This window comes from Aliterella sp. E5.1, from assembly GCF_057473825.1.
Genome location: NZ_JBYCCV010000011.1, coordinates 41203 through 54320 on the forward strand (window position 1 = coordinate 41203; position 13118 = coordinate 54320).

Genomic DNA, 13118 nt, shown 5'->3' on the forward strand with positions numbered 1-13118 from the left:
TTTTCAGTAATTCTTTTTGACAAAGCGATCGCTTCACTATTGAATGTCTCAAACTTCTTCATTTGCTCCTCATAATTATCCTTCTTATTTACTCCATACCTTCCAACAATTTTGCTACTTGCTCTTGTGTAGGCAGCCGATCTTTCAATTCTTGAGGCAACGTTGAAACCATCCGATAAGTAGCAACACCAATCGGTTTATTAGACTCCTTCAGCGCATATTCAACAATAGTTTTATTCTTAGACTTACAAAGAATAATTCCCAAAGAATAGTTTTCATCTTTCAGCCGTACTTGGTCATCTAACACAGCTAAATAAAACTGCATCTTGCCCATATACTCAGGCAAAAACTTTCCTATTTTCAATTCAATTGCTACCAAACATTTCAAACTGCGATGATACAGCAATAAATCAATAAAGTATTCCTCGTCTCCAACTTTTAATCGATACTGACTGCCTACAAAAGTAAACATTCCACCCATTTCTTGCAGAAAAGGTTCAACACGAGCCAGAATTGCTTGCTCTAACTGGCGTTCGCTATGTTCATCTGCTAATTCCAGAAAATCAAAAGTGTACTCATCCTTAACTGCCAACTTCGCCTGGTTGCGGACTTCCTCTGGTAGAATCTGCTCAAAATTAGTCTGATTCAGTAAAGTTTTTTCATAAGTTTGATTTTCGATTTGGTGAATCAAAACATTTTTTGTCCAGCCAAACTTGCGAGTCATGCGAAGATAAAATTCGCGCTCCAAATCATCCTTACACTTCTCCATAATTACCAAATTATGACTCCAGCCAATTTCTGCCACCATTGGTGTCAGTTTCTCCTTTTGGCTATAAGTCAAATAAAAATTTCGCATTCTCCAAATATTACGAGCCGAGAAACCACTGATACCCGCAAACTCTGCTTGCAAGTCTTTCGCCAATTGTTCCACTACTGACATCCCCCAAGTTTCGCCTTGCTGACGAATTGCGATCGCTTCCCCAATATCCCAATACAGAGCAATCAATTCTTTATTAACTGCTTTTAGTGCCTCGTATTGAGCAGAACGAATGCGCTGCTTGACTTCTACCAGAAGTTCGCCATAATTGCCCGGAGAAATAGAACTCATTAACTTGAAACCCTTAGCAGCATTACTGTTTGTGTAATTGACTTAAACTGTGCGATCGCTTGTGCCTCCTCTACTCCCTCTCCTGCGAAACAAACCCCATGGAAGAAATGTAGCAATAAACGTTTTTATACTCTTCAAGCGCGTGTATCAACAACAACTCTCATGCTCCCCTACGATAAGCCTCTATTTCTGCTGCAATTTCTTCCCCACGGATCGGATTGTCTGCGTGTAGCGCTTGTGTTTCTTTGAATAGCTGACGTAATTTTTGCGCTAAAGCTGCTCTATCACTGTTCTCTGCCAAAATAATCACCTCTACTCGCTGCCCTGGCTTAAATGGTAAATCGGACAAAACAACATGATTTGGATCTTCAATCGTGATGTATTTTTTGTAAGCATTCATAGCTAATTATTTCTAAATTTAGTTTTTAATCTGATAGAGCTAAATTTTTGTTATTCTCTCAAACTTTTGACGAGCAAACGCAGATATTAATTATTGAGGCGATCGCTTAGTTAATAGTAAATTTTTTCCTAAATGCGATCGCTTTATTCATCTGGTTCTAAAAATAGCGCCCCGATATCTCGATAACCGTTGACTACTCGAACAATTACGATTCTATCTTCTAAAGCTCGATAAAAAATAATATAACTATCTAAAGGAAGCCCCCTTAGTGAAAAATCAATTTCGCCATAACTTCGCCCCAGATTGGGAAAACTTACCAAATTTTTGCACTTCTTGTTAAACTCTCTAACAAATCGTTCTCCTGCTTCGATATTTCGACTGGCAAAATAATCAATGATTTCATCTAAATCTTGGCTTGCCTCCTGAGATATTACATACTGTGTCATTCCTTAGCCTCACGAGCTTTACGCAGCTTTTCCTGTAGCCGTGCGATGACAACATCACCATCAATCACTTCTCCCCGCTCAATTTGATCTAGCCCAACTGCTACTTTTTTGCGAGTTACTTCGAGCCATTGCTCATAACCCTGTTCCCATTCTTCTAAAAGTTTAAATGCCTGACCAATAACTTCATCTGCATTTGTATATTTACCTTTGGCTATTTGAGTTTGAATAAACTGCTCGTGTTCTGGCTTCAAGTTAACATTCATTGCTTTGACCTCTAATGCCTTCATTTTTCATTTGAATTCAGCCTAATGTTTCTTCCAACAACTTCGCCACATTAGCAGCAATTTGTTCCTCTAATTCTCGCGCTTCCACATTAAGAACTTCCAATTCCTCATTCAATTCTTCCAATCGCTCCGCAAAAACAAAATCTTCAGCTTTCTTTTCTGCCACTCCCACATAGCGCCCAGGATTCAAACTCCAACCCTGCGTCTCAATCTCCGCTAAAGTTGCGACTTTACACAATCCCGCCACATCTTGATAACTTGCGTGGGGAAAGTTTTGTTTCAGCATTTCATCGCTGCCATTTGTAACTACTGGCTGTTCTCCACGATACAGCCGCACAATATTTGCCAAAAACTCCATCTGTTCGTCAGTAAAATCTCGATGAGCGCGATCGATTTGGCGGTAAATATGCCGTGCATCAACAAACAGCACTTTATCTTTTCGGGCTATGCTCTTTTTGCCCTTGTCCAGAAACCACAACGTACAGGGCAGCGTTACCGTGTAGAAAAAGTTAGAGCCAATAGACACCATCACATCCACCGCTCCCACTTGAATTAGCTTGCGGCGAATCTCCAGTTCCGAACCCCTAGCATCACTAGCAGAATTTGCCATGACAAACCCAGCCCTTCCGGTTTGATTCAAGGCACTATAAAACAGGTGAATCCAGATGTAATTAGCATTATCAGCCCTAGGCAACCCCAATTCCTCAAATCGCGGATCGCCTTGTATCTTTTCCTTATCTACCGCATTTACATTAAAAGGCGGATTTGCCATTACAAAGTCAAATTTACCCAAGCATTGGTGGATATCTTCGTAATAGCTGTTACCTTCCCGAACGCTACCCAAACCTGACAACCCATGCACTGCTAAGTTCATTTTGCACAGGCGGATTGTTTCAGCTACTCGTTCCTGCCCGTAAATACTAATTTCACTATTTGGGTTTGCCTGCTTTCGCCTTTCCACCAAAGCAGCACTCTGGACAAACATTCCGCCCGAACCGCAGGCAGGATCGAAAATTCGCCCGTAAAATGGCTCGATAATCTCCACAATTAATTTAACTAAAGAAATAGGAGTAAAAAATTCGCCGCCTTTTTGTCCTTCAGTTTTGGCAAACTCACCCAAAAAATACTCATAAATCTTACCGAAAACATCCCCTTCCAGTTGCTCTAAATCTTGAGTAAAATTAAGCCTCTTCAGCAGCGACACCAGTAAATCGTCATCAAAGCGGCTGTAGTTTCTAGGTAATACCCCATCTAGTTCTGGGTTCTCTTGCCCGATCGCTTTCATCGCTTCGTTGATCGCCGTGCCAATATCCGATCCTTCCGGCAGATTCAATAAATAAGAAAACCTAGCCTGTGCTGGTAAGTACAACACGCCCCGCGCTTGATAATCCAGCTTGCCCACGCTACGCCGCCGCCGCGAATCCTGAGCTTGAGCTAATGCCTTCTCTGCCTGAGTAAACTTAAAATCCGCGTAACATAGAAAAATCAGCCCCAATACAGGAACCGAGTATTCCGAGGATTTCAGTTTAGAGTTCGCCCGTAGTGAGTCTGCGGCTTCCCAAAGTCGCTTCTCGATCGCGGAATAATTTGCTGCCATCCGAAACTTTTATCTATATTTATCTATTTATATCCATGCTCACCCGCAAAGGTATTTTTGGGCATAGATAGGCATAGTACAGCAGTCTTGGCGCAAACTGGAAATGCGATCGCCTTTATTAGACCTCTTGCGTGAATCAGGAGGCAGATGTCAGTTCGTAGTTAAGGATCGCTGCAATCAAATTAAACCTTAATCCAAAACGTTTACGGCAGTTATCGTAGGGTTCGACTAAAATGCGAAAAATCTTCAGTCATCGATTAATGCGTTCAGTAACCACCCGCAATAGAGCTAAAGATATAGAACTCTATGAAGTAAGTCTGCCAAAGGGCAGACTTACTTCACAGTTTTTATGGGATTTAATGAAGATTGAATCAAATGACCTATCACTTGTTAATCTACGTGGAATTGATTGATGTCCTTAGCAATTAGCAACGCCAAACCCCATCCCATTAATATGAATGCCCTAATTCTGCCTCTGCGAGAGTTGTATGGGCTGACGCAAGAACAGTTTGCTGCCAAATTGGGGGTGACGGTGGTAACGGTCAATCGCTGGGAGAATTATCGGACTAAACCGATGCCTTTAGCGCTACGACAACTGCGAAGGTTGCTAATTGAGATGAGCCAGTCTGAAATTGGGGCGGAGCAAGAGAGCGCTCATCACTTACTAAAGCAGTATTTTCCGCAAAAGTATTAAATTAACAATGAATCCATGACCTCTGACTCGCCTTCGCCACAAGATACATCCGAAGTAATCGCCGATGAAGTTAGCCCAGCGCTCAATCCGCTAGGCAAAACCGATGCTCCTTTTCCGGTAGTAGGGATCGCCGCTTCCGCCGGGGGGCTAGAAGCATTTACGGAACTCATCCGCCACTTGCCGACGGATACGGGCATGGCATTTGTGCTGATTCAGCATCTATCCCCCGACTACAAAAGCCTGCTGTCCGATATTTTGGGCAAAGTGACTGCCATGCCTGTGTGTCAGGCACAAAACCTAATGATGGTCGAGCCAAACGAGATCTATGTCATTCCGCCCGATACCCAAATGACTTTAGTAGGTGGACTGCTCAATCTAGCTCCCCGTCAGAAAATCTACGGTAAATATCTGCCAGGAGATATCTTCTTTGAGTCGTTAGCCGCCGATCGCGGCAACAAAGCGATCGCCGTCGTGCTGTCGGGGGCGGATGGCGACGGCTCAGGAGGGTTGAAAGCTATCAAGGTGGTTGGCGGCGTGACCTTTGCTCAATGCGAAAGTACAGCCAAATTTGACAGTATGCCCAATACTGCCGTTGCTACTGGAAATGTGGATTTTATTTTGCCGCCTCAAGCCATTGCTACCGAACTAACAAACCTCAGTCGCAGTCCCTTTTTGTTTTACTCAAAGCCGCTTGCGAGCGTCAAAAAGTTGTCGCCCGAACCGGGCGATGCTTTGACTACCATTTTTGCGCTCTTGCGAACAACGAGTGGCATTGACTTTACCCACTACAAACCGACGACGTTAAATCGTCGCCTACAGCGACGGATGCTGTTGTATAAGCTGGAGAGCGTGGAAGAATACGCTCAATATTTGCAAGAGCATTCAGAGGAAATTCAAGCGTTGTATGAAGAAATTCTGATCCACGTCACCAGTTTCTTTCGTGATCCCAAAGCCTTTGAGCAGCTAAAGGCGCAGGTTTTTCCCACGATTAGCCAAAGTAAATCAGGGAATGCGCCAATTCGGATTTGGGTTGCTGGCTGTTCAACGGGTGAAGAAGTCTACTCGATCGCTATCTGCTTATTAGAATTTTTCGACGACCGAGCGACCGTCCCGCCGATTCAGATTTTTGCCACCGACATTAGCGAAGGGGCAATCAGCAGAGCCAGGGCAGGCTTCTACTTAGAAAGCCAGATGGAAACCGTTTCCCTTGAGCGCCAAAGTCGTTTCTTTGTTCCCCTAGCAAGCGGTGGCTATCAAATTAGCAGTGCCGTCCGCGAACTATGTGTGTTTGCGCGACACAATTTGGGCGGCGACCCGCCGTTCTCGAATCTCGACTTGATTAGCTGCCGCAACGTGCTGATTTATTTATCAGATCCGTTGCAGGAACGTCTTATGTCTCTGTTTCATTACAGTCTCAACGAAACTGGCTTTTTACTGCTGGGTACTTCCGAAAGCATCAAAACCTCCTCAGACTTGTTTACCTCCATGGATGAAGCCTGCAAAATCTATGCTAGAAAATTGACTTTGACTCGTCCCTTATTTTCGTTTACGACAAGTTCTCTGTCAGTCTCCGGTGTCAATAGTCCGCAGCAAGTCCCTACAAGCCTTGTTATTCCCCGCGATTTAGCGCAAGAAGTTGACCAACTAATCTCAAACCGTTACGCCCCTGTGTGTGTTGTGGTCGATGACCAAATGCACATTTTACAAATGCGAGGAGACCTCGATCCCTACTTGAAACTGCCCCCTGGAACTACGAATTTAAACTTGCTGCTGATGGCACGAGAAGGGTTAGCGATCGCGCTTCGCACGGCGATTTATCAGGCACAAGCAAAAAATGTTCCAGTGCGACAAGAACAAATTCAACTTGAAGCAGGCGAGCGATTGCTCCTGCTCAATCTGGAAGTGAGACCATTCTGTCCAGCGATGACGAATGCAATCTATTTTTTGGTGCTTCTGGAGACAGTTTCAGCGCCAGCCCCTGCCTTCAGCCCGGCGACGACAGAAAGCCTAGAATCCGTAGACTTAGAGCGTGAGATTGGGAATCTCCGTCAGGCGCTGGTCGCTGCCAACCAAAGAGAACTCTCGACTCAAGCGCATCTCCAAGCAATGATTCAAGACCAAAACCATCTCAACCAAAACCTGCAGGTGGCAAACGAAGAAGTCATATCGAGCAACGAGGAGTTGCAAAGCACCAATGAAGAACTCCAAACTGCTAAAGAAGAGCTTCAAGCCACAAATGAAGAACTCTCAACCACCAATGACGAACTTCGCAGCCGCAATCTGCAACAAAACCGAGATAATAGCGATCTCAACAATTTTCTTGCCAGCATTAGTGTCCCCATCGTTATGCTGACTAATGAGTTAAATATTCGCCGCTTTACACCAACCGCCCAGCGACTCTTCAATCTCATTCCCACCGATATCGGACGACCGTTCAGCGACCTCAACGCCAATTTTGACTCCCATCTGCTAGAACCGATGATTTTGGATGTTCTGGAGACGCTCAACACGCAAGAACAAGAGATTCAAACGCAAGCGGGTCACTGGTTCAGCCTCCGCATTCGTCCCTATCGTACGACCGAAAACCAAATAGACGGCGTGACGCTGGTGTTTGTAGATATTGACGCGCTCAAACGCTATGCTGCCACTCTAGAGGCGGCCCGCAACTATGCGGAAATGATCGTCGAGACTGTGCAAATCCCGCTTGTCGTGCTTGATGCCGATTTACGGGTGCATACCGCTAATAAATCGTTCTACGAGATATTTCAGGTTTCTAAGGTTGAAACCAGGCAAGCTTTCCTGTTTGAGTTAGGCAATGGGCAATGGAATATTCCTCAACTGCGATCAATTTTGGCAGATATTCTCAGCGATGCTCGTCAAGTTGAGAATTTTGAGGTGGAGCATGATTTCGAGCAGATTGGGCAAAAAACAATGCTGCTCAATGCTTGCAAGCTGCAACACGAAGACAATACTGACATGATTTTGCTGTTGATCGAAGACATTACCGAGCGCAAGCAGTTTGAAAAGGAGAAGTCGGGACTATTAGAGCAGGAGCAAACTGCCCGTCAACAGGCAGAAGCTGCCAATCGAGCCAAAGATGAGTTTCTTTCAAACCTCTCCCATGAACTCCGTAACCCCCTGAGTACGATGCTGGGATGGGCGCAACTGCTGCGTACCCGCACCCTCGATGAAGCGGCAGTAAATCGTGCCTTAGCCGTGATCGAGCGGAGTGCCAAGGCACAAAATCAACTAATTGAGGATATTCTGGATGTCTCGCGGATTACGAACGGCAAGCTAAAGCTTGTCAGCCGTCCAATCGACTTACGTTTAGTTGTACAAGCTGCCCTCGATACTATTCAATTATCCGCAGCCGCGAAAAATATTCAGGTTGTGGCAACGTTAAATTCGATAATCATTATTGGGGATGCTGAGCGCTTGCAGCAAGTTCTATGGAATCTGCTATCAAACGCCATCAAGTTTACGCCTACGGGTGGACGAGTTGAAATCACGATGTTGATTGTTGACAGCCAGGCTCAAATTAAAGTCAGCGACACCGGGCAAGGCTTTTCAGCCGACTTGGTGCCACATATTTTCGAGCGGTTCCGTCAAGGCGATTCTAGCAACACCAAAGCTAGTCAAGGACTAGGATTGGGCTTGGCGATCGTGCGGCATCTCGTCGAACTGCATGGTGGCACGGTGCAAGCGGCAAGTCCCGGCAAAGGACAAGGAGCGACGCTGACTATGTGGTTGCCCTTACACTCCCCGCCCCAAACCTCGACCTTATCGGTGGAAACGACTTTAGAACCGTCCTTAAACGCCTCGCAGACCAATCCAACTCTTACAGGCTTACAGATTCTAGTAGTCGATGATGAAATCGATACGCTTGAACTATTGAAGTTTGTACTAGAAGATTACGGCGCTCAAGTGCAGACCGTGACAACGGCTAAAGACGCGATCGCCGCTCTCAGCATTACCCCTACCCGATATGATGTCCTAGTTTCTGATATCGGTATGCCCAAAGAAAATGGCTACTTCCTGATTCAACAAGTGCGATCGCTCAGTGCTGAAGCCGGAGGTCAAATTCCCGCGATCGCGCTGACTGCCTACGCCAGTGAGGCAGAACGACAACGGGCGATCGAGTCGGGGTTTCAAAGGCACGTGGCAAAACCCGTCGAACCCGTTCAACTAGGCTGGACGATTGCGAACCTGGCTCAAGAAGCGCTATGAGATTATAAAAAAAGTTTGGGGTTATAATCTAGAGCCGAGAATTAATACGCGGATTGTTGATGTTCATATTTCCCGCCTGCGCTCCACTCTGGAAAAAGACCCCAAAAACCCAGAGTTTATTATTACCGTACGTGGAATAGGCTACTTTTTTCCATGCTTTGTTCAACCAGCGTATGCTTAAATAATCCTAAATCATCAATATTATGCTGGGACATGACATCATCGTTATCGGGACTTCGGCCGGCGGACTCAAGGCACTGAACGTAATCATCGGCGCGTTCCCCACTGACTTAGATGCGGTGATCTTCATTGTGCAACACTTGGCAGCCGATAAGCCCAGCATTCTCCCGAACATTCTTACCGATGTTGGCTCTCTGCGGGCCGCTCACGCCGTCGATGGCGAGACGATTCAAAAAGGGCGAATTTATGTTGCTCCACCTGATCACCATTTGCTTGTAAATCAAGGCTCAGTACGGGTCGTGCGCGGGCCGCAAGAAAACCGATTTAGACCCGCGATCGATGCGCTATTTCGTTCTGCGGCTCGCGCTTATGGTCCGAGGGTAATGGGTGTAGTACTGACGGGCTATCTCGATGATGGAACCATCGGGTTGCAGGCAGTCAAGAAACGGGGCGGCGTGGCGATCGTCCAAGACCCGCAAGAAGCCGAATATCCCAGCATGGCAAAGAGCGCCTTGCAGTTTGTTAAGGTCGATTACTGCCTATCGCTTGCCGAAATTCCCGACCTTTTAGTGCGCCTATCGCAAGAACCCGCAGCCTCGGAAGATGCTTATCCAGTGACGGAAGATATAGAAGTCGAATCTAAGATTGCTGAACAGGAAATGAACACCCAGGAATTTTTGAAGAACGTCGAAGCGATTGGGACTCGAACGACCTACACCTGTCCTGAGTGCAATGGTAGTATTTGGCAGATTGGCATTGAAGCGCCTCTGCGGTTTCGCTGTCATATTGGGCATTCCTTTACAGCAAACATCTTTCTGTCAGAGCAAACCCAGAATATAGAAAACGCTCTTTGGTCAGCAGTTCGGGCAATGGAAGAAAAGGTAACGTTTTCGCGTCAAATGGCAGAGCGGATGGGAAGTTATAAACTCCAAAAAGCCGCCGCAAAATATGAAGATCATGCAAAGAGCTTGGACGAGGAGGTGTCTCTGATTCGAGACATCATTCTTAAGGGCTTTGCGACAAAACGAACCATTGCCGAAGACGAGGAAGGTCAACCAGAGTAATTGGGATCGGGATGTAAGTAGTAACCGATAATGTTGGCGGAGTCTAAAATAGAAAAAAGTTCTATAGAATCCATTTGGCATCTATTTACCCCTCTTTTGTCACTTTCCGAAATCAGCAATTAGTAGATAAACTAAATCATCCAGAAGAATAAAAGGGTTTGAATTGATTCATTGCACTAATTAGGTGATTAAATCCCAGCAATAAATTAGAATTGGGAAAAATATCTAACCAAGGACAAATCAGCCAAAACAGTAAGAGTGGTTGGACAATTAATCGCAGATTATTTAGAACATTCTTCCATCCGCTTTCATGATTCCATTGTTGATGATTAGAAAAATTTACAGCCTTACTTTTTTGTCCCTCAGTTTCAATTTGAGGTGATTGATCTAAAGCAAAAAAAGCTGGAGAATTTAAACTAATCATTGTGTAAACGCAAAAAATAATCTCCCACCCTTCGGGTTCGCCAGTCGCTACAACGGGGGGAACCCCCGCAACGCGCTGGCTCACCACTTCTCAATCTGCTTGAAATTAGTAAAACGATAATCTGTCCGCCCCAATTCTTGTTTACATTGTCGAAAACCATATTCTACCCATGTTCTTAATCCATATAAGTTGCCTAAAGTCTTTTTTAAATTCCCTTGAAGGTTAGTCATGATAAATGTTGTAGAATTCTCAGGTAGTGTTTCTGGGTCGGTCGTTATTTCCCAGTAAGTTATGGTTCTTTTTTTACCATAAATTATTTCCCTAATGTATCTAATTTCTGAGTTTGTATTATTAAACTTTCTCTCGAAAGGACTCCACTTATTAGCTCTAACGCTTTGATTAGCTGGCAACCAGACTCCATGATTACTCCTAATTGCTACAACATAAGCTAGTTGGTATTCAGTTAATTTTTGATTGAATTGGCTACTCTCACCATATAAACTATCTGCTAAAACCAATTTAATATTAAATCCTTCATCAATTAGTTCTGCAATAGACCGCTTGCACGAATAGCGTAAGGATGAAAAAATCTAGGTCAAAAAAGTAAAGAGCGATGAGCTACGAACAGATACTAGACCTGCCGTCACCAGAATGCAAAAGGTTATGCGGAGTGCATATCGCCACTTTTGGGCGGATGGTAGAAGTACTCAAACCAGAATTGGTGCGGACTGGGAAAAAAGGTGGTCAGCCAAAGTTAAACGTGGAAGACCAGTTGTTAGTCGCACTCGAATATTGGCGTGAGTATCGTACATACTTCCATATCGGTAACAGTTGGGGTATCCATGAATCAACAGTATGCCAGATAGTACGGAAAGTAGAAAATATTTTGATTAAGTCCGGAGTATTCCGATTGCCCGGCAAACGAGAACTGCATTCTTCTGCCTATGAGGGGAAAGTTGTAGTAGTCGATGTTACGGAAACACCTATAGAACGTCCAAAAAAAAACAACGTCGGTACTATAGCGGCAAGAAAAAGCGTCACACCTTGAAAGCGCAATTGGTAGTTGACTAAGCTAGTGGCAAAATCATCTGTACTGCTTATGGAATTGGTCGCATTCATGACTTCCGTTTACTGAAAATCACGAAAGTAAGATTTCATGCTTCACAGTTGTGTTTAGCCGATAAAGGCTACCAAGGAATTGCTAAACTCCATACTCCTAACTGCATTCCCACTAAAAAACCTCGTCGTGCTGATTTACAGCAGTTCTCATTCCGATAAAGTACAGCTTTAGGATTTAATTACTGTGAGGTCATGCTTAAGGTGTACTGCACTCAAGTGCGAACCGCTATATCCCTCTTTTGTCAGACTCCGAAGTAAGTCTTGCTATGAGAGAATTACAGCCATTTCTTGAGCGAGCTAATTGTTATTACTAAAAAATCGAGCTATTGCTTTCTCTAGATGGCTTATAGGATTTAGAAATGACTAAAGTTTTCGGAGTCTGACAAAAGAGGGATATCTACTCCTGAACGCCAGCACAATCGCAATTTAGCTCAACTACGTGTTGTTGGCGAACACATTAACCGCCGATTGAAGATTTTTCGCATTCTCAAAGAACAGTATCGTAATCGGAGAAAACGTTTTGGCTTGCGATGCAATTTGATTGCTGGCCTTATAAACTATGAACTTGCTCTGTTTTCTTGATTCATGCAAGAGGTCTATTCTTCATTGCTTTGACTAAACGAACCCATAGAAACCTTTTGATTTCGTTGCGTGACGATTGCCTCAAGTCGATCTATCGCCTTGTATAGTTCGCGGCTGATGTTGCTTTGATACTTATTAAATAGCTCTGACGGCTGCAATTGTTTACTGTTTGTTTCAGATAGAGCGATCGCTCTTTCAGATGCTGCTATTTCAGTTAGTGGTTGCTCGATTTCTACCAAGCGTTGCCCTGCCAACTTTCGCAGCTTTTCTATACAAGACTTCACTTCTGATACATCAGCTTTATTCTTTTTCCTGGGTTGAGCGCAGATTTCGCACAGCCATTCATTCAGTTCATCCTGATACTTATAAACCTCAAATGTTCTATTTTCGTGATAGTAATTCTGCCCTAGAGAATCTCTAAAGGCTTCTAAAGTTTCTGTCTTATTCCATTCCTGTGAATTGGATAAGTCATAGTCAAGATCGAAAATTAGTCTCTCTAAAATTTCCTTTTCCTCTTGCAATAAATCTTTTAGGGAAGTGCGCTGCGCCTGATAGTCATTAATAACGTCCAGTTTCAACTTAGGAGGAGTTACGACATCAGGAAATTTAGTCGAGTTCTGCGCTCGTAAAATTTCAATGTTGGCAATCGCAGTTTCCACATTCCACAATCGATACTGCTTGAGCATTCCCATTGCTACCTGCTGAACTAAGAAATGCTCAACCGGGCTTTCTGGCTGATAGTAGTCAATCAAACCCTGAACTAATTGCTCAAAAGTAGTTAAATCTTCAGTAATTAGTAGAGGAGGCTTTTGAGCTAACAGTCCATGTTTAGTAGCATTACGACAAGAAGTTGCTTTTCCCCGTTGGGTGACTGCGCCTTGTGATTTAGCACCATTCATCTTACTAATTTCAGGACTACATACCATTTTTTATCCTCAGTTTGTATCAAATTCAGTTCATTTCTAGCAGCCAAAAGGCGATCGCGAAATTTTA

General features: G+C 44.2%; 12 protein-coding genes and 2 pseudogenes. 6 read left to right on the forward strand and 8 right to left on the reverse strand.

Annotated elements, in window-relative coordinates:
- Positions 1 to 88: 88 nt before the first annotated feature.
- From AC2VE5_RS06530 to AC2VE5_RS06555, 6 genes and pseudogenes are all read right to left on the reverse strand, one after another.
- Positions 89 to 1108 carry a PDDEXK nuclease domain-containing protein gene (locus AC2VE5_RS06530; RefSeq protein WP_486886960.1) on the reverse strand — a complete coding sequence of 340 codons (1020 nt, stop codon included), beginning with the start codon at positions 1106 to 1108 and terminating at the stop codon, positions 89 to 91.
- A gap of 160 nt (positions 1109 to 1268) precedes the next feature.
- Positions 1269 to 1508, reverse strand: a complete 240-nt coding sequence (locus AC2VE5_RS06535) for a hypothetical protein (RefSeq protein ID WP_486886961.1) — start codon at positions 1506 to 1508, stop codon at positions 1269 to 1271.
- A gap of 143 nt (positions 1509 to 1651) precedes the next feature.
- On the reverse strand, positions 1652 to 1954 hold the full coding sequence (locus AC2VE5_RS06540; RefSeq protein ID WP_486886962.1) for a type II toxin-antitoxin system RelE/ParE family toxin: 303 nt from the start codon (positions 1952 to 1954) through the stop codon (positions 1652 to 1654).
- The gene (locus tag AC2VE5_RS06545; protein ID WP_486886963.1) at positions 1951 to 2217 is read right to left on the reverse strand and encodes a type II toxin-antitoxin system ParD family antitoxin; all 267 of its coding nucleotides are present in this window, start codon (positions 2215 to 2217) and stop codon (positions 1951 to 1953) included. The genes AC2VE5_RS06540 and AC2VE5_RS06545 overlap by 4 nt, the downstream gene beginning before the upstream one ends.
- A 37-nt stretch (positions 2218 to 2254) precedes the next feature.
- The gene (locus AC2VE5_RS06550) at positions 2255 to 3835 is read right to left on the reverse strand and encodes a type I restriction-modification system subunit M (RefSeq protein ID WP_486886964.1); all 1581 of its coding nucleotides are present in this window, start codon (positions 3833 to 3835) and stop codon (positions 2255 to 2257) included.
- A gap of 136 nt (positions 3836 to 3971) precedes the next feature.
- Positions 3972 to 4085 (reverse strand): annotated as a pseudogene (locus AC2VE5_RS06555) (IS5/IS1182 family transposase); the annotation flags it as partial.
- A 162-nt stretch (positions 4086 to 4247) separates the two neighbouring features.
- Here AC2VE5_RS06555 and AC2VE5_RS06560 point away from each other — a divergent pair.
- From AC2VE5_RS06560 to AC2VE5_RS06575, 4 genes are read left to right on the forward strand one after another with little or no spacing between them, the layout of a single operon-like run.
- Positions 4248 to 4529 carry a helix-turn-helix domain-containing protein gene (locus tag AC2VE5_RS06560; RefSeq protein WP_486886965.1) on the forward strand — a complete coding sequence of 94 codons (282 nt, stop codon included), beginning with the start codon at positions 4248 to 4250 and terminating at the stop codon, positions 4527 to 4529.
- A 15-nt stretch (positions 4530 to 4544) separates the two neighbouring features.
- On the forward strand, positions 4545 to 8756 hold the full coding sequence (locus tag AC2VE5_RS06565) for a CheR family methyltransferase (protein ID WP_486886966.1): 4212 nt from the start codon (positions 4545 to 4547) through the stop codon (positions 8754 to 8756).
- Complete coding sequence (locus AC2VE5_RS06570; RefSeq protein ID WP_486886967.1) at positions 8728 to 8937, forward strand: winged helix-turn-helix domain-containing protein; 210 nt, start codon at positions 8728 to 8730, stop codon at positions 8935 to 8937. Before AC2VE5_RS06565 ends, AC2VE5_RS06570 begins: the two co-directional genes overlap by 29 nt.
- A gap of 22 nt (positions 8938 to 8959) precedes the next feature.
- A complete protein-coding gene (locus tag AC2VE5_RS06575) occupies positions 8960 to 10000 on the forward strand; it encodes a chemotaxis protein CheB (RefSeq protein WP_486886968.1) in 1041 nt (346 codons plus the stop codon).
- Between the two features lie 136 nt (positions 10001 to 10136).
- Here the strand turns inward: AC2VE5_RS06575 and AC2VE5_RS06580 are convergent.
- A pseudogene (locus AC2VE5_RS06580) lies at positions 10137 to 10978 on the reverse strand (transposase); the annotation flags it as partial.
- Between the two features lie 59 nt (positions 10979 to 11037).
- Here AC2VE5_RS06580 and AC2VE5_RS06585 point away from each other — a divergent pair.
- On the forward strand, positions 11038 to 11472 hold the full coding sequence (locus AC2VE5_RS06585; protein ID WP_486886969.1) for a transposase family protein: 435 nt from the start codon (positions 11038 to 11040) through the stop codon (positions 11470 to 11472).
- A gap of 464 nt (positions 11473 to 11936) precedes the next feature.
- Positions 11937 to 12125, forward strand: a complete 189-nt coding sequence (locus tag AC2VE5_RS06590) for a transposase family protein (protein WP_486887004.1) — start codon at positions 11937 to 11939, stop codon at positions 12123 to 12125.
- A gap of 14 nt (positions 12126 to 12139) precedes the next feature.
- On the opposite strand, the gene AC2VE5_RS06595 is transcribed toward AC2VE5_RS06590, so the two are convergent.
- On the reverse strand, positions 12140 to 13051 hold the full coding sequence (locus AC2VE5_RS06595; protein ID WP_486886970.1) for a hypothetical protein: 912 nt from the start codon (positions 13049 to 13051) through the stop codon (positions 12140 to 12142).
- Between the last annotated feature and the right edge of the window lie 67 nt (positions 13052 to 13118).